This is a genomic window from Acidovorax delafieldii, from assembly GCF_007993815.1.
In the GTDB taxonomy this organism is placed as follows: domain Bacteria; phylum Pseudomonadota; class Gammaproteobacteria; order Burkholderiales; family Burkholderiaceae_C; genus Acidovorax; species Acidovorax delafieldii.
In genome coordinates this window covers 1013875-1034871 of record NZ_VJWE01000011.1, presented here as the reverse complement: position 1 = coordinate 1034871, position 20997 = coordinate 1013875, and the positions used below count along the sequence as shown (strand labels likewise).

Annotated in this window: 14 protein-coding genes; 3 read left to right on the top strand and 11 right to left on the bottom strand. The window is 63.2% G+C overall.

The window, feature by feature from the left end; translation table 11 throughout:
* Positions 1-89: 89 nt before the first annotated feature.
* Positions 90-4982, top strand: coding sequence for an EAL domain-containing protein (locus ATF69_RS07460; protein ID WP_146870427.1), 4893 nt, complete (start codon positions 90-92; stop codon positions 4980-4982).
* Positions 4983-6218: 1236 nt separating this feature from the next.
* Here the strand turns inward: ATF69_RS07460 and ATF69_RS07455 are convergent.
* A complete protein-coding gene (locus ATF69_RS07455; protein ID WP_056742512.1) occupies positions 6219-6791 on the bottom strand; it encodes a Spy/CpxP family protein refolding chaperone in 573 nt (190 codons plus the stop codon).
* A gap of 334 nt (positions 6792-7125) precedes the next feature.
* On the opposite strand from ATF69_RS07455, the gene ATF69_RS07450 reads away from it, so the two are divergent.
* Both ATF69_RS07450 and ATF69_RS07445 read left to right on the top strand, forming a co-directional pair.
* Complete coding sequence (locus ATF69_RS07450; protein WP_056742511.1) at positions 7126-8181, top strand: recombination-associated protein RdgC; 1056 nt, start codon at positions 7126-7128, stop codon at positions 8179-8181.
* Positions 8182-8252: 71 nt separating this feature from the next.
* On the top strand, positions 8253-9260 hold the full coding sequence (locus ATF69_RS07445) for an acyltransferase family protein (protein ID WP_082564841.1): 1008 nt from the start codon (positions 8253-8255) through the stop codon (positions 9258-9260).
* Positions 9261-9315: 55 nt separating this feature from the next.
* Here the strand turns inward: ATF69_RS07445 and ATF69_RS07440 are convergent, their stop codons facing one another.
* The 10 genes from ATF69_RS07440 to ATF69_RS07395 all read right to left on the bottom strand — a co-directional run bounded on the left by ATF69_RS07440 (position 9316) and on the right by ATF69_RS07395 (position 20858).
* Entirely contained in the window at positions 9316-11172 is a 1857-nt protein-coding gene (locus ATF69_RS07440; RefSeq protein WP_146870425.1) for a beta-galactosidase, read from the bottom strand.
* A 187-nt stretch (positions 11173-11359) separates the two neighbouring features.
* A complete protein-coding gene (locus ATF69_RS07435; protein ID WP_146870423.1) occupies positions 11360-12103 on the bottom strand; it encodes a gamma-glutamylcyclotransferase in 744 nt (247 codons plus the stop codon).
* Positions 12104-12135: 32 nt separating this feature from the next.
* On the bottom strand, positions 12136-12909 hold the full coding sequence (locus ATF69_RS07430) for a pirin family protein (RefSeq protein ID WP_146870421.1): 774 nt from the start codon (positions 12907-12909) through the stop codon (positions 12136-12138).
* Positions 12910-13073: 164 nt separating this feature from the next.
* Positions 13074-13907, bottom strand: a complete 834-nt coding sequence (locus ATF69_RS07425) for an enoyl-CoA hydratase/isomerase family protein (RefSeq protein WP_225580984.1) — start codon at positions 13905-13907, stop codon at positions 13074-13076.
* 86 nt (positions 13908-13993) lie between these two features.
* A complete protein-coding gene (locus ATF69_RS07420) occupies positions 13994-15796 on the bottom strand; it encodes an AMP-dependent synthetase/ligase (protein WP_146870419.1) in 1803 nt (600 codons plus the stop codon).
* Positions 15793-16611: an ABC transporter ATP-binding protein gene (locus tag ATF69_RS07415; protein ID WP_094289924.1), complete on the bottom strand. Its 819-nt coding sequence runs from the start codon at positions 16609-16611 to the stop codon at positions 15793-15795. The genes ATF69_RS07420 and ATF69_RS07415 overlap by 4 nt, the downstream gene beginning before the upstream one ends.
* Positions 16612-16624: 13 nt before the next feature.
* A complete protein-coding gene (locus ATF69_RS07410) occupies positions 16625-17806 on the bottom strand; it encodes an ABC transporter substrate-binding protein (protein ID WP_146870416.1) in 1182 nt (393 codons plus the stop codon).
* Positions 17807-18091: 285 nt separating this feature from the next.
* Positions 18092-19129: a branched-chain amino acid ABC transporter permease gene (locus tag ATF69_RS07405; RefSeq protein WP_146870414.1), complete on the bottom strand. Its 1038-nt coding sequence runs from the start codon at positions 19127-19129 to the stop codon at positions 18092-18094.
* Entirely contained in the window at positions 19129-20019 is an 891-nt protein-coding gene (locus ATF69_RS07400) for a branched-chain amino acid ABC transporter permease (RefSeq protein ID WP_146870411.1), read from the bottom strand. Before ATF69_RS07400 ends, ATF69_RS07405 begins: the two co-directional genes overlap by 1 nt.
* Entirely contained in the window at positions 20016-20858 is an 843-nt protein-coding gene (locus tag ATF69_RS07395; RefSeq protein WP_146870408.1) for an ABC transporter ATP-binding protein, read from the bottom strand. The genes ATF69_RS07400 and ATF69_RS07395 overlap by 4 nt, the downstream gene beginning before the upstream one ends.
* Positions 20859-20997: the final 139 nt, after the last annotated feature.

Below are 20997 nucleotides of genomic sequence, written 5' to 3'. Positions count from 1 at the left end.
CCGACGCTACTCCGCCCCGCCACCCATGGCTTGGTCGCACCGACCAGGCTGGGCAGCTGCGTGCGCAGCGGCGCCGCGGTGGACTGACCATGCCACCAGCGCAAGCCACCGCAGAGGCCGCCCGGCTCCAGGCACTGCAGTCTTACGCGATCCTCGACACCCCGGCGGAAGACAGCTTTGACCAGCTGGCCACGCTGGCTGCGCGTGTATGCCAGTGCCCCATGGCGGTGGTCAACTTCGTGGACAGCGACCGGCAGTGGTTCAAGGCCGCAGTGGGTGTACCGTTCAAGGAGACCGAGCGCGCGATTGCGTTCTGCGCGCATGCACTGAGCGGCAGCCGCGAGCCCATGGTGGTCAACGACACCCACAAGCACCCGGTTTTTGCCCACAACCCGCTGGTCACGCAGGACCCCCATGTGCGCTTTTACGCCTGTGTGCCGCTGGTCACCCCCGAGGGGCAGGCGCTGGGCACGCTGGCGGTGCTGGACTCCATCCCCCGGCACATCGAGGCCGAGCAGCTGGAGGGCCTGCGCATACTGGCCGAGCAGGCCATGGTGCAGCTGGAGCTGCGCCGCCAAAAGCAGGTGCTGGCCGACCTGGTGCAGCAGCGCGACAAGATGCATGCCGAACTGCTGGCCCAGAGCGAGACCCTGCGCGTGGCCGGGCAGATGGCCCGCATTGGCGGGTGGATCGTGGAGCTGCCCAGCCTGCAGCTGAACTGGTCGCAGGAGATCGCCGCCGCCTTCGGCATTGCGGGACGCATGGGCTCGGTGGAACAGATCATGGAGCTGTACCTGCCCCCGCACCGGCAGGCCATGTTGGCAGCGTTTGAGAGTTGCATCCGCCACGGCACACCGTTTGACCTGGAGGCAGAACTTGTCACACTGGCGGGTCGGCACTTCTGGGTGCGCACCACCGGGCAGGCGGTGCGCGACGCCGAGGGCCGCATCGTGCGGATACAGGGGGCGTTTCAGGACATCTCGGCCCAGCACCAGGCCCGGCAGGCCCGCCGTGAAAGCGAAGAGCGCTTTCACCTGGTCTCACGCGCCACCGCCGACGCGGTGTGGGACTGGAACCTGCACACCGATGCCATGTGGTGGAACGAAGGCATGCAGACCCTGTTCGGTGTGCCACTCGACCAGTTGCCGCCCGACAGCACCTCGTGGACCTTGCGGCTGCACCCCGATGACAGCGAAGAAGTGCTCGAAGGCATCCATGCAGCCATCGACGGCACGGCCAACCACTGGTCGGACGAATACCGCTTTCGCCGCCAGGACGGCAGCTATGCCTGGGTGCTGGACCGGGGCTTCCTGATCCGCGACCTGCAGGGCAAGGCCGTGCGCATGGTGGGCGGCATGACCGACATCAGCGCGCAAAAGCTGGCCGACCTGGACGCCCAGCGCGACGCACAGAACCATGCCGAGCTGCTGCAGGTGCAGCAGCGCATTTCGTCGCTGGACATGCCGCTGCCCGAGGTGCTGCAGCTGGTGGCCAGCACCGTGCTGCGCCAGACCGAAGCGCGCGGCGCCATGGTGGAGCTGCTGCAAGGCCGCCAGCTGGTGGCGCAAGCCGCGGCCGGTGACCACGTGCGCCCGGTGGGCAACCTGCTGCCAGTGGACCAGAGCCTGCTCTGGCCTGCGCTCAGCAAGGGCCAGACCGTGGTGTGCAACGACACCGAGGCCGAGGGCTGGGACATGGCTTCGATGCCCCACCGCCACGGCGTACGGTCGGTCATGGCGGTTCCGCTGCGCAGTGGCGACGCCATCGTCGGGTCGCTCAAGGTCACGTCGGACAAGGTCAATGCATTTTCGCGCCGCGATGTGGCGCACCTGGAGATACTGACCGAGTCCCTGGGTGCCATGGTGCAGTTGCGGCATGTGGCGGGGCAGCTGCATGCGTCCGAGCAGCAATACCGCATGCTGTTTGACGAGCACCCGCATCCCATGTGGGTGTATGACCGTGAAACCCTGCAGCTGCAGGCCGTCAACCGGTCAATGGAGCGCCACTACGGCTACACCGAAGCCGAGCTGCTGAACATGTCGATGCTCGACCTGTGGCCCGCTGAGCGTCGCCCCAACGTCGAGGCTAACATCCGCGCCGTTCCGATGGAGCAGCGCAACACTCCTGTCATCAGCCGCCACATCAAGAAGGACGGCAGCTTCATGGATGTGGAGATCACGGCGGGCAGCATCAGCTTCAACGGACGCCCGGCCCGCCAGGTACTGGCCACCGACGTGACCGAACGCCTGCGCACCGAGCGCGAGCTGGCGCGCATGGGCCGTGCCCAGCGCCTGCTGAGCGCATGCAACGAAACCCTGGTGCGCGCCACGTCCGAGGCCGCACTGCTGCAGGCCATCTGCCAGATTGCGGTGGACATCGGTGGCTACCGCATGGGCTGGGTGGGGTTTGCGCTGGACGACGAGCGCAAATCCATCCGCCCTGTGGCCCATGCGGGCTACAACCAGAACTATCTGGAAAACCTGCAACTGAGCTGGTCGGCCGACGACCCCTACGGCCGGGGCCCGGCGGGCATTGCGGTGCGCACCGGCCAGCCAGTGATCGTGCAGGACATCCGCACCGAAGGCGACTTTGCCGACTGGACCGAGCGCATGCTGGAGCATGGCTTTCACGGGGTGATCTGCCTACCGTTGCGCGAGCATGCGCGCGACCACGCCCAGGACCGCAGTTTTGGCTTGTTGTACCTGTACGCACCCGACGTGTTGCAGATCAGCCCCGAAGAAGCTGCACTGCTGCAGGAGCTGTCCAACGACCTGGCCATCGGCATCACCAGCCTGCGCGCGCACAAGGCGCAGCAGCGGCTGCAGGCTTCGGTGCTCAAGGTGGCGGCGGCCGTGTCGGCCAGCACCGGCACCGAATTTTTTGTGCAGTTGGTGCGCAACATGGCCGATGCGCTGGATGCCCAGGGCGGCTGCGTGGTGCGGCTGCTGCCGCATTCGCAAGACCAGGCGCCCCGGGTGGTCACGCTGGCCGCCGTGCTAGACGGCCAGATGCTGCCCAACGACGAATACAGCCTGACCGGCACGCCCAGCCTGTTGCTGATGTCGCAGCGTACCCATGTGGTGACCGACAAGGTGCAGCAGCTGTACCCCGAAGCCCCCGTGCTGCGCGCGGTGGGTGCCCAGGCGTATGTGGGCCAGCAGCTGTGCAATGCCGACGGCGAGGTGGTGGGCATCGTCTTTGTGCTGTTCCGCCACGCGATTGCCGACACGGACTTCATCACCTCCACGCTGCAGATCTTTGCCTCGCGCGCGTCGGCCGAGATCGAGCGGCAGCTGGCCGATATCCGCATCCGCCACCAGGCCTCGCTGCTGGACAAGGCCCAGGACGCTATCCTGGTGCGGGACCTGGACCACCGCATCATCTTCTGGAACAAGAGCGCAGAGCGTCTGTACGGCTGGTCGCAGCTGCAGGCGCTGGGGCAGTCCATCGAGACGCTGCTCTACGAAGACCCCACGCACTTCCGGCACGCCACGCAGACGGTGCTGGAGCAGGGCGAGTGGACCGGCGAGATCGTACAGCGCCACCGCGATGGCAGCACCATCGAGGTGGAAGGCCGCTGGACGCTGGTGCGGGGCGATGACGGCCAGCCACAGTCCATCCTGGCCATCAACACCGATATCCGCCAGCGCAAGGCCAGCGAGCGCGAGATCCAGCGCCTGGCGTTCTACGATGCGCTCACCGGCCTGCCCAACCGCATGCTGCTCATGGACCGCATGCACCAGGCCCTGGCCACCGCGCAGCGGCGCCAGCAGGGCGGGGCGTTGCTGTTCATTGACCTCGACAACTTCAAGACCCTGAACGACACCCTGGGCCACGACCAGGGCGACCTGCTGCTGCAACAGGTGGCGCAGCGCCTGAACACCTGCGTGCGCAGCGTGGACACGGTGGCCCGGCTGGGGGGTGACGAGTTTGTGGTCATGCTGGAAGAACTCAGCCCCAAGCCGCACGAGCTCGCGCTGCACGCCCGGGGCGTGGGTGAAAAGATCCTGGCCATGCTGGCCGTGCCCTATGCGCTGCAGGGCTACCAGTACCGCAGCACGCCCAGCATCGGCATTGCGCCGTTCACCGGCGAACACACCACAGTGGGCGAGCTGCTCAAACAGGCCGACCTGGCCATGTACCAGGCCAAGACGGCCGGCCGCAACACTTTGCGCTTTTTTGACCCCGACATGCAGGCCGTGGTCACGGCGCGCGCGGGGCTGGAAACCGACCTGCGCTCCGCGCTGATGCAGGAAGAGTTCCTGCTGCACTTTCAGCCGCAAATCCACCAGTCGGGCCGCTGTGTGGGGGTGGAGGCGCTGGTGCGCTGGGCCCACCCGCAGCGCGGCATGGTGTCGCCCGCGCAGTTCATCCCGCTCGCTGAAGAGACGGGCCTCATCCTGCCGCTGGGCCGCTGGGTGTTACACACCGCATGCAAGCTGCTGGCCAGCTGGCAGAGCGACCCGGCCCTGTCGCACCTGACCATGGCCGTCAACGTGAGTTCGCGCCAGTTCCGCCATGCCAGTTTTGTGGACGACGTGGCCCGCGTACTCGCCATCACCGGCGCGCCCTCGGCCCAGCTCAAGCTGGAGCTGACCGAAAGCCTGCTGGTGGAAGACATGGAGACCACCATCGCCACCATGACCGCGCTGCGGTCGTACGGGGTGGGCTTCTCGCTGGACGACTTTGGCACGGGCTACTCCAGCCTGAGCTACTTGAAGCGCATGCCACTCGATCAGCTCAAGATCGACCAGAGCTTTGTGCGCGACCTGCTGACTGACCCCAACGACGCTGCGATCGTGGACACCATCATCGGCTTGTCGCGCAGCCTGGGGCTGGAAGTGATCGCCGAAGGCGTGGAAACCCCCGAGCAATGCGCGCTGCTGGCCCGCGCGGGCTGCCAGCTCTACCAGGGCTACCTGTTCAGCAAGGCGCTGTCGGTGGACGTTCTGGACAGCTTCCTGCGCACCTCGCAGGCATAAGCGGCGCCCGCCAGGTGTTCCTGGCTCTTGTCCACATCCAAGGCGCCCTTAATTCCTAACTCCCTCCTGAGGGCCCCAGAAGCTCCGTGAGGAACCTGTGGGTACGTTTCGGCCCCCTGGGCCTGCTTTTGCGCCTAAGGCCCTCCACGGCCTTCTGGACGTCTCCAGATCCCCTCGTTCATCCCGGTTGGGGCGGGTACACCCGGTATGTCGGTGCCCCTCCATTCACCCCCGCCGTGTGCGTGGCCCCAGTTGTTCTCTGTCTTCTTCTTATTTCTTTTATAAATACATAGTCGTAGTAGTAGAGGGCGGCCTGGCGTGTGGACAACTGTATTTTTGCCAGCGCTGGCAAGCACTTAGCCCGCTGCCAACCCTGTGCACCCAGCCCTGCTCCCGTTGTCGCCCGAGCGGGGACAAAAGCGGCGCATCGCACTTTTCTGTGGATAAGCCCCCGGTTGTGCCAAAACTATCCCCAGTTTTACGCACCGGGCGCGTGGGCAGCAAGAAGTTCAATCAAAACGACCCGTAGCGCTACGGCCGTATGCCTTTTTTGCTCTCTAATTGATAGCATTGAGGCAGATGTGACGCTCCGCTTCCGGTGCTGCAGGGGCTTGGGGGGCGCCAGTGAGGCGGTCAGAACCTGCCCAGACGATGGTCGATGTAGCGCACAGGACCTTGGCACAGCACATCCCTCGTACCAGGCCGCAAAGCCGTTTCGTGCAGTCAACGACCGCCTGTGGGTTCCCAAGAGGACCTGAGTGATCCGCAGGGCAGGCTGAGCTGTCGTCACCACGGCCTGGTGGTGATGTCCGTGCAGACAGGCCCCCACAAGCAGAACCGCACGTCGCAGGCGTGTGATGGGTACCCCGGAGTTGGAGTTCTGGTTATTCTTTAATAGCTTTATATATAAATAGCAGTAGTAGTAGAGAACGCCTGTTTGTGTGGACAAGCGTCTTTTCTTCAATGCTGGCGCGTACTTGCGTCGCTGCAAAGTGTGTGGGGCGGCTCGCACAAAGTGCGGGGCTCACCGACAACAACTTTCGGGTGTCGGATTTTTGTGTGGATAACTGCCCGGTTGTGCCAGAACTGTGCCCAGAGTTATCCACAGCTGCGTCGCATGCTGCCATTCGCTGCTCCCCATGGGCTGGCCACCACAACAAAAAAACCCGGCGTTCTGTGAAGAACGCCGGGTTGGCGGGTGTGCGCCTTAGCGCCTGTCAGCCTGGCCGGGGGGCCTTATTTGGCCGGAGCGGGGGCCGGACGGCCTTCGCCCCCGCGCATGCCGCCGTGGTGGTCGCCGTGCCCGTGGCGGCCCTCGCCACCCCGCATGCCACCCATGGGGTGGCCCCGGTGGGCCTGGGCGTCAAAGGTCTTTTGCTGCTCGGGCGTCAGCGTCGCATAGAAGGCCTTGGTGGCCTCGCCACGGCGGTCGGCTTCGGCAGCGTGCTGAGCGCGCAGGGCCCGCATGCGGTCGATGCGTTCCGGCGTGGTCAGCTTGTCCATGTCCTGGCGGTCCAGGCGGGCGGGGCGTTCGCCGGGTTGCATGGCGGTGGTGAAGGTGGTCCAAGCGGATTCCTGTGCAGGCGTCAGCTTGAGCTGGGCCTTGAGGTCTGCCAGCCGCTTGGCATGGCGCTGGGCCATGTCGCCATGGTGGCGTTCATGGCGGCCTTCGGCGGCCTTGGCGGGGGCTGTGGGGGATGCCGCAGGCGCAGCTGGGGGCTGCTGGGCCAGCACAGGCAACGCCATGGCGGCGAGCAGGGCGGTGGCGGCAATGCGGTGAGAGATGTGGTGGGAGAAACGGGATGCCATGGTGGGAGTCCTTTCGCGGTGGTGAGCTCGCTGCAACGACCGTTTCAGCGATTGGAGTCCAGTGTCTGCCGCCCACGTATCGCCACGGTGCGCGTTGGGTGAGGCTGTGTAAAGTTGCAGCGAACGCTTGCAAAGTGGCCTCCGAGATAATTTTGAGCAAATAGTCGGCGATGCGCCAGTGGCATATGCCTTGTTTGCTATTGATTGTGTAGCGTTTTTAGTCCCTCAAGGGATGCCTGTGCCCTAGCGGCCCGGCGCCTGGGTGGCGACCGCCGACAATGGCGGGTTCCGTGTCCGTGTCGTTGTCCGCAGCGACCCCAACCAAAGGTTTTCCGTGTTCAAGAACATGATCGTGTACCGCATTGCTCCGCAATGGCAGGTCGAGCTGACGCAAGTAGAGGACGCCCTGGCCAAGGCCCCGTTCCAGGAATGTGGCGCCACGCAAGAGAAGTCGCTGGGCTGGGTGCCCCCCCGGGGTGAACTACATGGCCCCTTGGTCGAATCGGTGGGCGGGCAGTGGATCCTGCGTTTCATGGTCGAGACCAAGGTGTTGCCCGGCAGCGTGCTGGCGCGCAAGGTCAAGGAAAAGGCCGAACGCATCGAAAAGGAAACCGGCCGCAAGCCCGGCAAGAAGGAGAGCAAGGAGCTGAAAGACGAGGCCAAGCTGGACCTGCTGCCCATGGCCTTCACCAAGCAGGGCTCGATGTGGATCTGGATCGATACAGCCTCGCGCCTGCTGGTGCTGGACACGTCAGCCCAAGGCCGTGCCGATGAAGTGGTGACCTTGCTGGTCGAATCGCTGCCGGGTCTGTCGGTGTCGCTGCTCGACACCCAGACCAGCCCTCAGGCCGCCATGGCCCACTGGCTCAAGGAGCAGGAGCCACCCGTGGGCTTCACGGTGGACCGCGAGTGCGAACTCAAAAGCGCCAACGAGGAAAAAGCCGTGGTGCGCTACGCCCGCCACCCATTGGACATCGAGGAGGTGCAGGCCCACATCGACGCCGGCAAGCTGCCCACCAAGCTCGCCCTCACCTGGGACGACCGCGTGAGCTTCATGCTCACCGAAGGCCTGCAGATCAAGAAGGTGTCGTTCCTGGACACGGTGTTTGAAGGCACCAAGGCGGACGAGGGCGGGTTTGACACTGACGTGGCGATTGCCACGGGCGAGCTGGTCAAGCTGATTCCGGACCTGATCGAGGCGCTGGGGGGGGAGACCGAGAGTGGAGTGGCTGGTGCGGCGCAGGCGGTTGCGTCGGAAGGGGAAGCCGTACATGCGCCTCGGGCAGTTGTGCGAACTGCGGCGTCAACACCGTCACGCAAGGGCGGCGGCGTGATAACTGGGCCGGAACAGGCGCCGGTGGATTCAGATCCAGATGCGGCGCCCTTTTGACAAACATCCAGCTGATCCGCCTATCGTTTAGGCCATTGGCGTAGGTATTAATGCCAGAAGATTAATTAAAAATGGATAATTCTCAATATCAGAAAAATTCTTCCATAGAGACGCTAAGAGCTTTAGCTGTCGCTTTGGTTTTTGTGCACCATCTTCACTCGGGCGCTAACATAACCTTCCTGCCTTTTTTTGCACATCTTGGTGGGTGGCTGGGGGTGCAGATATTTTTTGTCATCAGTGGATATTTAATTATTCTCAGTGCTATCCGGTATTCGGCAAGAGATTATTTTATTCACAGATTTTTTAGAATTTATCCGGCGTATATTTTTTGGTTTTTGGTGTTTTCTTTGGTATTCAATCAGTTGACGCTGGAGGGGCTTGATATCAAAGCGCTGTTGGCGCATCTGAGCTTCCTGCAGCACCTGTTTCCTGATTATTACTACAAATACAATGCGCTGTTTGTTAGCTGGACACTGACCATAGAGTTGGCGTGGTATGTCATCGCCTTCCTATGCGCTGCAAATTTCGCGAAGCACCCTTTGAAAATGACATTCCTGTTCATGGCAATTTCATATGGATGGCTTTTTCTGGGATGGTCCGACCTGTCGATCTACAAAGGGCTGGATTCGAACGCCAGGTTCTTCTTCGTTAACAACAGCTTCATCAGCCAGTTGCCGTTTTTCTTCTTCGGTGCCTATATTGCCATCAAGAAGCCGAAGTTCGACAAGGCAGGATTGTTTGCAGTCTTCTTGATCACCGTGGTTTTGTCATCATCCTGGAAGCAGCATTTTCCGGATCCGGTGTTCATCACTGGTTTTGGGGTAACGGCGCTGTTTCTGATACTTAAGGATACAAATTATCAGAATCCGAAATTTGTCAATGTTCTGTCTGATATTTCCTATTCGTTTTACCTGATTCACTATCCAGTTATAGTCTCTGTAGCGCAGGTGGTCGAAAAGAGATCAATGGTGGTAATTATTTCTGTTGTGATTACCGTTGTGCTTGCTTATCTAAGCCATCGATTTATTGAGCAGCCTTTTATAAGAATGGCAAAGCGGCGCACTGAGAAGGTCGCTTAAAAAGAATGTGCAATCAACCCGATTGCACATCAATTTGACGGTATTAGATGTGTATTTACTTTGACGCGGAAGACCCTGATTTCACTGTCTTGTTGATTTCGCGTACAAACAATTTTCTCCAAACATCCCGGGTTTCGTCTTCCACCAACTGTGGCATGAAGCCGAAGGCCAAAGTTCTTTCACCTTTCACCATGATCCCCTGCTCTTTCTGCAGAAGCTCCGTAGCGACCAGCGTGTAGCCAGCGCGCGGAGTAATGGACGCATAGCTGGTGTACAGAGTCTTCGAAGTTTTGAGCCGGTAAACCTTTCCATCGATAAGAAAGATACTCCCCCGCTTTTTCCACTCAACATTGGCAATCCCAAACACCTCATGCATCCAGTCAAAGGTGGGTTTGCCATTTTCGTCAAACTCACCCAGACGCATGTCCTGAATGAGTGCTCCGCCATTTTTCCAGTAAGTGGTGAGTTTGGCCTTGATGCTCTGTGGCATGGCCGCTTGGTGGGGGACCAGGATGGCGTCGAGTTGCTGGATGATGGGGTCGTCCTGCAACAGGTTCTTTTCGCCGATGATGTGAACGTCCATCCCTGGCTCTTGGCTCAGGATTTTGTAGGACGCGAACAGCGCATCGCGGTGGGGGTTTCTGCCAGCGCTTCGTTCTCCGTGCCACACATGGAAGTTGGTGGTGGAGCCGAGGATGCCGATCTTGATTTGCCCGACGGGCTTGCCGGATGTGGCGGGGAGGGGCTTGGGAGTGGAAGCATTGAGCTTGACCATCTCCAGACTGGCCAGCGCGCCGCCATTTGCCTGGTGCTGGAATCCCCCGATCTCATACCCTATCACGTGGGCTTGCGATAGCGACTGGGCAATAGAGCGTCGGATGACGGGCATCAGCTCTTGGGTTTTCTTGGCGGCCTCCCAGCGTTCTGCATAGGCGCCGACCATGACTTTCTTGTAGCCCAGCGAACCCATGTAGTTGGCCAGCGTCGGCAATACGTCGGAATCGGCCACCAGGCCATAGCCATCGTAGAAATTGAAATCGATGACGGCGATGTCGATGCAGGGGGCCAGTTTTTCCACGATGCCGGTGGCGTAGATGGCGTCGTGCGATGTGAAGGTTTCAGCAAAATAGCCGATGGCCTCTGCGCCTTTGCTGCGGATCACGTTGGCATAGGCGCAGGTGGCTTCCTGCAGGCGGGCCTCTCGGAATTCCTTGTGGGCATGCAGCAGTGGCTCTGCCTTCGGCACGCCTGCGGCTATGTTGTTGTTGTAGTTGATGACCGGTTGCTTGGCGTTGTATTTTTTGGCGAACGCTTGCTGTGTGGAGTCTTTGTAGTCTCTCCACTGGTAGCCCATCTGGCCGTACTTGATTTCGTGTTCTTCCTGAAGGCCGATGGCGTAGCCCAGCACCTTGCCTGGGTAGCGTTTGGAAAAATGCTCTACCGTTTGCGCGATGAACGGGTCAGCGTACTTTCTGACCGCAGGATCTGCGAAGTCGGGCTGCCAGCTTGCCTCGCCTGAGAAATTGCGCATGGCCATGTCCGGGTGTGCCGCAACAATCCATCGGGGCACGGTGGACAGGTTGGGGACGATCTGCCCGGTTTCGTCCTTGTAGGGGCGTCCGCCCATGTCTATCACCAGCAGCAGCGACAGTCCGCCCTGGACGATGGCATCCACATAGCGGTGGTAGTGGGCAAAGTCGTACTGTCCCTTGCGGCTCTCGATGTCGGACCAGTTGAGATACACCGTTGCATGGCTCACACCCTGGGCCTTGAGTTCACTGGGCAGGTTCTTGTTCTGGTTCAGGTCCCACGGCATCACGATGATGCTGGACACGGGAGATGCCGGAGCCGCATGGCAGACCGAGGCAACCAGAGAAAACAGGACGGCTGCGGTACGAAGGATTTTTTTCATGGAATCACTGGCGAAAGGACCCGGGCGCTTTGGTGGCCGCGTGGGACCCGGAGAGAGGAGTCCGTCGGTTGAGCCAGGCATTCTGGTCAACCGGGGCGATTTTTCCATTGTTCCATGAACTGCTGGCCGGCCTGGGGCACACACGGCCGCGATGGCTCCCTTGCAAAGACCGGTCAGCGGGGGGCTTTCAGTGTGCGGCCCGCACCATGGCGGATAGCCTGTGTACGTAGGGATCGGTGATTCCCAGCACCCCACACTGCCGCACCAGCTGCTCCAGGTAGTCCCGGTTGCTGCCGATGCGCCCGCAGGCGGTGGCAATGATCGCGGCCGTGGCCTGCAGCGACAGATTAGCCCGGTAATGGGTATGGGCCGTGTTGGCGACCAGCACCAGCGCCTGCACCTCGCCCTGGGGCGTTGGCAGGGGCAGCAGTTGCGGGCAGTAGGCGCCGGTGATCATCTCGCGCCGCCACAGCATGCGGGACTCGTCCTCCACCAGAGGCGCCGGGATGCGGAATGCCAGGCCCTCGCAGCCCTGTGGCTCTTCGTCGCCCGTGCGCTGCAAGGTCAGCACCAGGCCCGGGCAATCGGGAGTGCCCCGGCCGATGGTGGTGCTCAGGGCAAAGCGGCGTGCAAAGCCGGGCAGGCAGGCGCGGCGCACTTCGCCAAAGTGAAAGCCTGGGTTCCACATCAGCGAGCCATAGGCAAACACCCACAGATCCTGCTGCTCGGAGGTGATGGTGGAAAGCACCTCGCGGCGGGATTGCTCAACCTCGTTATCTGGCAGGCGCCAGTGGGCGGGCAGGCCCTGGCAGCGCGCCTGGGCGTCCCACTCGGCCAGCACCTCGTCGGTGAGGCGCAGGCCTGAGGCATGGGCGGGGGTCAGCCGGCCTTGCAGCTCAGGCAGGTGAAGGAAGGCTTCGTCGGGGGTCATAGTGCCAGTTCCATGCGCTGGGGTGACGCGTTTCAACGCCGCGCCAGGTCAAACACCAGCACCTCGGCGTGGTGGCCGTCGTGCAGGGTCAGCGTGTTTTCGCCGTCCAGCGAGGCGCCATCGCCACCAGACAGCGCGATGCCGTTGACCTGCACCGCCCCCCGCGCCACGTGCACATAGGCCAGGCGTTCAGGGTTCAGCACTTGGGTGGCGGTTTCGCTGCCATCCAGCAGGCCTGCCCAGATGGAGGCGTCGGCGTTCATGGTCACCGAGCCGTCCTCTCCCCGGCGCGAGGCAATGCGCACCAGGCGGCCCCGGCGGTCTGCGGGCGGGAAGTGTTTTTGTGCGTAGCTGGGGCGGATGCCTGTGAACAGGGGCTTGATCCAGATCTGCAGGAAATGGGTGGGCTGGTCGGGCAGCGCATTGAATTCGCTGTGGCGCACGCCCCAGCCGGCGCTCATGCGCTGTACGTCGCCCGGGTGCAGGATGCCGGTAGGGGCCTCCGCCGAATCAGCCCCTGGCGCCCCCGAGGCCGCTGGGCCGCCAGGTTGTTGGCCGGTGCGTTCGTGCAGGTTGTCCTGGTGGGCCAGGGCGCCGTCGAGTACGTAGCTCACGATCTCCATGTCGCGGTGCCCATGCGTGCCAAAGCCTTTGCCGGGCGCCACTGTGTCATCGTTGAGCACCAGCAGGTTGCCATGGCCCTGGTGGCGCAGGTCGAAGTAGTCGCCAAACGAAAAGCTGTGGGCGCTGTACAGCCAGCCGGTGGAGGACCGGCCCCGTTCGGAGGAGGGGCGGACGGTGATCATGGGGATTTGTCTTTTGCGCACCCAGTGGTGACACTGCGTGAACTGTAGACGGCCTCGGCGCCGGCATAAACCCGGGGCGGGCAAACGGAGTGTTCTGGAATCGTGACCAATGCCTGCGCAGGGCGGCCGTGGCGCAACAGGGGTTGTGGAGAAGGAGTGTCGGACTACCGCCCCACAAACTGCGGGCTCTGGCGCTGGTGAAACGCCTCCACCCCCGCGCGGAAGTCCTCGGTGCCCGCGCAGTGCACAAAGGCGTCTTTTTCAGCGGCCAGTTGCTCGGGCAGCGTGTGGTCCATCGACGCGCGCATCAGGCGCTTCATTGCACCGTAGGCCAGTGTGGGACCGCTGGCCAGGCGCTGGGCGAGGGCGGTGGTGGCACTGTCCAGCTCGGCGCCGGGCACCACGCGGTTGACGAGGCCCAGGCGCAGCGCATCGTCCGCGGTGAAGGCCTCGCCCAGCAGCGCAATCTCCAGCGCTTGGCGCACGCCCACGATGCGCGGAAGCGCCCACGATGCACCCACATCGCAGCTGGTGCCGAGGTTGATGTAGGCCAAGTTGAAGCGTGTGCCTTCGGCAGCGATCACGTAGTCGGCCATCAGCACCAGGCTCAAGCCCGCGCCGGCGGCCGCACCGTGCACCTGCGCGATGACGGGCGCGTTCATCTGCGCCAGCAGCAGCAGTGCCTGGTTCAGCGGCGTGAGGATGTCGATGGCGCCCTGCACCGGGTCCGCGCGCAGCGTGGCCAGGTCGCCCCCGGCCATGAAGCCCCGGCCGTTGCCACGCAGCACCACGGCCCGCACACCGGGGTCGGCAGCGATGGACTGCACGGCGGCGAGGAAGGCATTGGCCATGGGCACGTCGATGGCGTTGAGTGCCTCGGGCCGGTTGAAGCGCAGCGTGGCGATGGCGCCGTGGCGCTCCAGCAGCAGGGGCGGCTGTGGGGCGGGCGCGGACGGTGCGGTAGCGGCTGCTGCAGGGTCTGTCGCGGTATTTTTCATGTCAAATCCGCTTCAAGCGCTAGTGGATATTGCGCTATCAGCTCCTGTTTTGATAGTAAGTGGGTTCCAATGCGCCGAGCCCTGGGCTATTGGTACAGCGCCTCGATCTCGGCCGCATAGGTTTTGTAGATGCTTGCGCGGCGCACCTTCATCGTCGCGGTCACCTCGCCGTCGTCGTGGTCCAGCTCCTTGGTCAGCAGGTGGAACTTGCGGATCTGCGAGACCTGCGCGAGGCGCTGGTTGCCCTGGTTGATTTCGGCGTCGATGAGGCCACGCACCTCGGGGTGCTCCACCAGCGAGCGAAAGTGCGTGAACGGAATGCGCCGCGCCTCGGCCCATTTGCCCACGGTCTCGTAGTCGATCATCACCAGCGCGCCGACGAACTTGCGCGCCTCGGCCACGATGATGCATTCCTTGATGAAGGGGCTGCCCTTCATCGTGTTCTCGATCTCGGACGGCGTGAGGTTCTTGCCACCCGCCGTGATCATGATGTCCTTGAGGCGGTCCACGATCTGGATCTGGCCTTGCGATTCACGCACCACGTCGCCCGTGTGCAGCCAGCCATCCACGATGCTGCTGGCCGTGGCCTCGGGGTTCTTGTAATAACCCGCAAACACCATGTCGCCTCGCAATTGCAGCTCACCGTTGTCCGCAATGCGGTGCTCCACGCCCTGCGTGGGCACGCCCACGGTGCCCACCACCACATGATCGAGCCGGTGGCCCGTGACCATGCCGGTGGATTCGGTCAGGCCATACACCTCGATGAGCGGCACACCCAGCACGCGGAAGAAGCGCACCACGTCGGGCGGAATGGGCGCGGCGCCGGTGAGCGCCACATGGGCATTGCGCAGGCCGATGAAGTTCTGCAGCGCGCGGAAGACGAGCCAGTAGCTCGCGGCATAAGTGAGCTTGTCGCCCACGCTCCAGGCACTGCGCGGCTTGTCGGCCAACGGCTTGCAGGCGTTGTAGGCTTTGTGGAACAGCGCACGGCGCAGGCCGCCCGTTTCCTGCAGCTTGATGTGGATGGCGGCGTGCAGCTTCTCCCAGATGCGGGGCACGCCCAGGAACATGGTGGGAGCGACCTCGCGCAGGTCCTCCTGCACGGTGCGGATGGACTCGCCAAAGTTCACTTGCGAGCCGATGTACACGGGCACAAAGCTGGTCAGCATCTGCTCGGCCACGTGGCACAGCGGCAGGTACGACAGGTGGGTGGTCTCGCGCGACAGTTCCAGCCGGTCCACGATGCCAGGCACCACGCCCCGGATGTTGCGGTACGAAATCATCGCGCCCTTGGGCTTGCCGGTGGAGCCTGAGGTGTAGATCATCAAGCCCACGTCGTCGAGCCGCTGGCGTGCCAGAGCGTCGTCGATGATGGTTTGTTGGCTCGACGCTGCGCCCAGCTGCTCGACCTCGTCAAACGTGGTGATGAACTGCCGCACCTCGGACGCAAAGCTGCGCAGGCCCTTGGTCTCCATGACCACGATCTTTTTCAGGCGTGGCAGATCGGGCAGCGCGGCCAGCAGCTTGTCGGTCTGCTCCTGGTCTTCGCAGACCATGATCTCGATGTCGGCATGGCCCACCACATAAGCCACCTCGTTGGTGGGGCTGGTGGGGTACACGCCCACCGTCACGGCGCCCACCAGGCCCGCGCCCATCTGCGCCAGCACCCATTCGATGCGGTTCTCGGAGATCACGCCCACATGCCCGCCCGCAGGCAGGCCCAGTGCCCGCAGGCCCAGGCCGAAGTGACTGGCACGCTGGTGGTACTGCGCCCAGCTGAACGGCTTCCAGATGCCGAAGTCCTTTTGCCGGATGGCTATGCGCTGCGCGTCGGTGCGTGCGCGCTCGCGCAGCATCTGGGGCGGGGGGAGGTCGGGAAGTGTGCTCATGACAGCCAGCGTTTGCGACGCTTGTAGTGCTTGATGTCCTTGAAGCTCTTGGCCTCGCCACCACCGCCCATGCCCAGATAGAACTCGCGCACATCGGGGTCGTTGGCCAGGCGCTCGGCCGTGCCATCGATCACGATCTTGCCGTTCTCCATGATGTAGCCCCGGTGCGCCACGGCCAGGGCCACGGTGGCGTTCTGCTCCACCAGCAGCATGCTGGTGCCGCGCTCGGCGTTGATGCGCGCAATGATGGTGAAGATGTCTTCGACCAGCTTCGGAGAAAGGCCCAGCGAGGGCTCGTCGAGCAGGATGAGCTGGGGCTGTGCGATGAGCGCACGGCCAATGGCCAGCATCTGCTGCTCACCGCCCGACAGGTAGCCTGCCAGGCCCTTGCGCCGCTCATGCAGGCGCGGAAAGTAGCTGTAGACCAGATCGAAGTCGGGCGTCGCATCCTTGCGCCCTGTGAGCGCATAGGTGGCGGCCACCAGGTTTTCCTCGACCGTGAGGTCTTCGAACACGCGGCGGCCTTCCATCACATGGCTCAACCCGTTGCGCACCAGTTGCTGCGGGGCTACGGCGGCCGTGGGCTGGCCGTTGAAGTGGATGCTGCCGCTTTCGACCACGCCATCCTCCAGCGCCAGCAGGCCCGAGATGGCCTTGAGCGTGGTGCTTTTGCCCGCCCCATTGCTGCCCAGCAACGCCACGATCTGTCCACGCGGCACGGCCAGCGACAGGCCGCGCAGGGCCTGCACCACCTTGTTGTAGATGACCTCGATGTTGTTGACTTCGAGGACGTGGGCCGGGGTTGGCTGGGTCATGGCGCAGGCAGTGTCAGAGTTTGATCCAGTCCGATGCCGCGACCATTTTTTGCGCCTTCATATCGGCGCGGTACACACGGCCCACGGGGATCGAATTGCCGCTGATGGTGATCGGCACGCCGATCAGCCCGCCGGTGTCGAAGTCCTTGATGGAGTTGAGCGCTGCCTTCAGGCTGGGGCCGGTGAGGGGCTTGCCTGCATCCAGCGTGCGCTTGGCTGCCTCGGTGAACAGCATCGCGGCCAGGAAGCCCTGGATGTAGGCCGTGCTCTGGTACTCGGGCCGCAGGGCGCGGATCTTCTCCAGCATGGGCGCCTTCTCGGTGTCGTAGTAGTAGCGATACGGCATCACACCCATGAAGCCGTCGGCGGCGTCGCCCATCTTCATGACGGTGGAGCTGTCCATGGTCCAGAAGGTGCCCATCCACTTGCTGGTCATGCCCTGCTGCTTGCCCTGGGTGATGAACTCAGGGATGGGCGCGAGGATGTAGCCGTGGAAGATGGTGTAGTCGGGCGCCGCGCGGCGCAGCTTGATGACTTCGGTGGAGACGTCCACGCTGCCGGCGGGCGTCATGATCTTGATGGGCACCGACAGGCCCAGCTGCTTGGCCATGGCTTCGCTGGACTCGATGGGGTCGCGGCCGAATTCAGAATCGGAGTACACGAAGGCCACCTTGGCACCGGGCTTTTCCTTGGCGATGTGCTTGAGCAGGATGCCGAACATCTCGGTGTAGTCGGGGCCCACGAGGAACTGGTTGGGGTACTTCTTGGGGTCGTTGAGTTCGGTGGCAAACGACGCGCCCGCCATCAGGATGTTGCCGTTACGGTCCAGCTCTGGGTTGATGGTTTTGGAGAAGCCTGTGGAGTCACCGTAGTAGAGGTTGACCTTGTTCTGGCTGGTGATCTTCTTGAACGCAGCCACTGACACATCGACCTTGTAGCCCGTGTCTTCGGGCACGTACTTGACCTTGCGGCCCTTGATGCCACCCGCGTCGTTGAGCATCTTCACGTAGTCGCCCATGCCCGCGTTGATGCCCACGCCCGCAAACGCGAACACGCCGGTGAGCGGGATGGAGCCGCCGATCACGATCTCTTCAGCGCCTTGGGCCAGCACCGACAGCGGGCTGGCGAGGGCAGCGGCGCCAGCGGCTCCGAGCAAGAGTTGGCGGCGCTGGAAGGAAGTGCGTTGTGTGTCCATGGTTGTCTCCTGTGGGTTAGAGCCTATTGATAGCCATTTCATGGGGTACGTTGCCCCGCAGAGGCAGTGGATGCAAGGCGCCCACCGCAAGCTGCACTGATGTGCAGCGAGGATGGGCAACGCTGCAGACGCTACCTCTTCGGGGCAACCCTTCGGGCATGACAGCACACTGCCACGCTCGTCGTTCCCCGCCTTGCCCAGGCCGCCAGCATGCGCTGCGACGGGCGCCTAGATCGTGACTGTGTGTTGTCATGCGTACCCCATGAAATGGCTATCAATAGGCTCTCAGTTTCGGAAAGGCCAGAGATGGAAGAAACGACGGACGCGCCGCCACACTTCGGCCAGGCCATGGGGCTCGAAGACGAGAAAACCGATGATGAGCAGGCCAAAGATGACCGTGCGCACGGGCGAGAGGAACACGGTGAGTTCGCTGCCGCCGGGCATCAGGTCCACCACGAGCTTGAGCAGCTCGGGCACCATGGTCATGAACACCGCGCCCAGGATGCCGCCCAGGATGGAACCCATGCCGCCGACTATGATGGCCGCCAGGAAGAAGATGGACATGAGCAGCGGAAAGCTCTCGGGTGTGACCACACGAAAGAAGTACGCCCACAGCCCGCCTGCCACACCCGCATAGAACGATGACAGGCCAAACGACAGCAGCTTGTAGCGCAGCAGCGGTATGCCCAGCACCTCGGCCGAGATGTCGCGGTCGCGAATCGCGATGAACGCACGGCCCACGCGCGTGCGAAACAGGTTGGCCGCGCCCAGCAGCATGAGAAGGGTGACGGGTACGATGAGCCAGTACAGCCTGAATGACGTATCGAGCGCCATACCGAACAGCTTGGCGGGTGGCACGCTCAGGCCCCCAGTGCCGCCGGTGAACTTCCAGTTGGCAAAGATGAAGTGCGCGATGAACGACGCGGCAATGGTGGCAATCGCCAGGTACAGCCCCTTCACGCGCAGCGAAGGGATGCCCACGACGATGCCGCCCAGCATGGCGACAAAGCCACCGGCCAGCAGGTTGAGCACAAAGGGCGTGCCCACCTTGGTTTCCAGCACGGCCACGGTGTAGGCCCCCAGGCCCATGAAGGCGGCCTGCCCCAGGCTGACCAGCCCCGTGTAGCCCGTGAGGATGTTGAGGCCTGTGGCACTGGCCACATTGATGCTGACCAGGCAGGCCAGGTACAGCCAGTAGTCGCTGGCCATGAACGGGAACAGCACCAGCAGCGCGGCTCCCACGGCCAGCCACACCGTTTGCGTGCGCGAGTCGAACAGCGCCGCGTCGGCGATGTAGGTTTCCTTGAGGGTCCCGATGCGCATCAGAGTCTCTCTATCTCGTGGGTGCCGAACAGGCCGTAGGGCCGCACCAGCAACACGGCGACCAGCACGATGAAGGTGGCCAGCAGCTTGTATTCACCGCCCAGGTAAGCCCCGGCCAGCGCCTCGATCAGGCCGATGAGGATGCCGCCGATGAGTGCGCCCAGCACGCTGTCGAGCCCGCCCACGATGACGACCACCAGCACTGACAGACCGAACACGCCCATGCTGGACGAGATGCCGCCAATCGAGCCCACGATGATCCCGGAGATGGCTGCCAGCATGGCCGAGGCCACCCAGGCCAGCGAGAACACACGCGGCACGTTGATCCCCACCGAGTACGCGGCAGCCTGGTCGCTGGCCGTGGCACGCAGGGCCACGCCACCGCGCCAGAAGCGGAACACCACCAGCACCGCCGCGATGAACACGATGGCAATCACCGCGCCCCAGAACACCTTGGGCGCCAGGAACGCGTCGCCGACCATGATGGGCTGCGTGGGCATGAAGTCGGGCAGGCGGCGCTGGTCGGCCGTCCAGATCATCTCGACCAGGCCCACGAGCACCGAGGCCAGGCCCACGGTGACCATGAAGACGGAGATGGGTGGCTCGCCCAGCAGCGGGCGGATCATGGTGCGCTCGATCACCGCGCCCAGCAGCCCCGTGCCCAGCACGGCGGCGGGGATGGCCAGCCACAGCGGCAGCGCAAACATTGATGCAAAGGTGAAGAACAGGTACGCGCCCACCATCAGCAGTTCGCCAATGGCAATGTTGACCACGCGGGTGGCCTTGTAGACCATGACGAAAGCCAGTGCGGCCAGCGCGTAGAGACCGCCACCGGCGATGCCGGTGAGGCTGATCTCAAACAGGTAGGCCCAGTCGAAGTTGCCGGTCATGCGGTGGTCACCCCCTGCAGCTTGGCGCGCAGGTCGCCCACATCACCGGCGCCCAGGTAGGCGCGGATGACCTCGGGGTCCGCCTGCACCTGCGCGGGCGTGCCCTGCGCGATGACCTGGCCGAAGTTGAGCACTACCACGTGGTCCGACAGGTCCATCACCATGCCCATGTCGTGTTCGACCATGAGCACCGTCACGCCCCACTCCTCGCGCACGTCCAGGATGAAGCGCGCCATGTCTTCGGTCTCTTCGCGGTTCATGCCAGCCACGGGCTCGTCCAGCATCAGGATCTGCGGCTGCATGGCCAGCGCGCGGGCCATTTCCACGCGCTTTTGCAGGCCGTAGGGCAGGGCCGAGACCGGCGCATGGCGAATGTGGTCGATTTCGAGAAAGTCGATGATGCGCTCCTCGATGTCGCGGCGCAGTTCGGCCTCTTCGCGTCGGGCGCGGCCGAAGTACAGCAGCGCGTCGAGCACGTTGGTTTTGAGGTGCGCGTGGCGGCCCAGCTTGATGTTGTCGAGCACCGTCATGCCGCGAAACAGCGCGATGTTCTGAAAGCTGCGGCCCAGGCCCAGCTTGGCGCGCTGGGGCGCGGGCACGCGGGTGATGTCCTGCCCCTGAAAGCGGATGGAGCCCTGGCTGGGCCGGTAAAAGCCCGAGATGGTGTTGAACAGCGAGGTCTTGCCCGCACCGTTGGGGCCGATGACGGCGGTGATGGAGCCGGGCTGCACGTCAAAGCGTACGCCGGTCAGCGCCTTCACGCCACCGAACGCCAGGGTCACGCCCTGCACCTGCAGCAGGGGCGTGGCAGCAGCGGGGCCGGAAGGGGTTGTCTCCATTGGCTTTCTAATACGGGTTGACTGCAGCTTTTGACAGAAATTTCGATGGAACCCAGCAGAAATTTCCTACTTGTGCGTAAACTGTTTACTCGCAAGTAGATTCTGGAAGCCGCGACCCTCATCAGCATCCGTACTTTCC

What these genes read in the sequence shown, in the direction of transcription:
- ATF69_RS07445 (WP_082564841.1), top strand. Translation starts at nt 8,253, where the DNA reads ATGGATAATTCTCAATATCAGAAAAATTCTTCCATAGAGACGCTAAGA.
- ATF69_RS07430 (WP_146870421.1), bottom strand. Translation starts at nt 12,909, where the DNA reads ATGATCACCGTCCGCCCCTCCTCCGAACGGGGCCGGTCCTCCACCGGC.
- ATF69_RS07425 (WP_225580984.1), bottom strand. Translation starts at nt 13,907, where the DNA reads ATGAAAAATACCGCGACAGACCCTGCAGCAGCCGCTACCGCACCGTCC.
- ATF69_RS07395 (WP_146870408.1), bottom strand. Translation starts at nt 20,858, where the DNA reads ATGGAGACAACCCCTTCCGGCCCCGCTGCTGCCACGCCCCTGCTGCAG.
- ATF69_RS07440 (WP_146870425.1), bottom strand. Translation starts at nt 11,172, where the DNA reads ATGAAAAAAATCCTTCGTACCGCAGCCGTCCTGTTTTCTCTGGTTGCC.
- ATF69_RS07405 (WP_146870414.1), bottom strand. Translation starts at nt 19,129, where the DNA reads ATGCGCATCGGGACCCTCAAGGAAACCTACATCGCCGACGCGGCGCTG.
- ATF69_RS07460 (WP_146870427.1), top strand. Translation starts at nt 90, where the DNA reads ATGCCACCAGCGCAAGCCACCGCAGAGGCCGCCCGGCTCCAGGCACTG.
- ATF69_RS07455 (WP_056742512.1), bottom strand. Translation starts at nt 6,791, where the DNA reads ATGGCATCCCGTTTCTCCCACCACATCTCTCACCGCATTGCCGCCACC.
- ATF69_RS07415 (WP_094289924.1), bottom strand. Translation starts at nt 16,611, where the DNA reads ATGACCCAGCCAACCCCGGCCCACGTCCTCGAAGTCAACAACATCGAG.
- ATF69_RS07420 (WP_146870419.1), bottom strand. Translation starts at nt 15,796, where the DNA reads ATGAGCACACTTCCCGACCTCCCCCCGCCCCAGATGCTGCGCGAGCGC.
- ATF69_RS07435 (WP_146870423.1), bottom strand. Translation starts at nt 12,103, where the DNA reads ATGACCCCCGACGAAGCCTTCCTTCACCTGCCTGAGCTGCAAGGCCGG.
- ATF69_RS07410 (WP_146870416.1), bottom strand. Translation starts at nt 17,806, where the DNA reads ATGGACACACAACGCACTTCCTTCCAGCGCCGCCAACTCTTGCTCGGA.
- ATF69_RS07400 (WP_146870411.1), bottom strand. Translation starts at nt 20,019, where the DNA reads ATGACCGGCAACTTCGACTGGGCCTACCTGTTTGAGATCAGCCTCACC.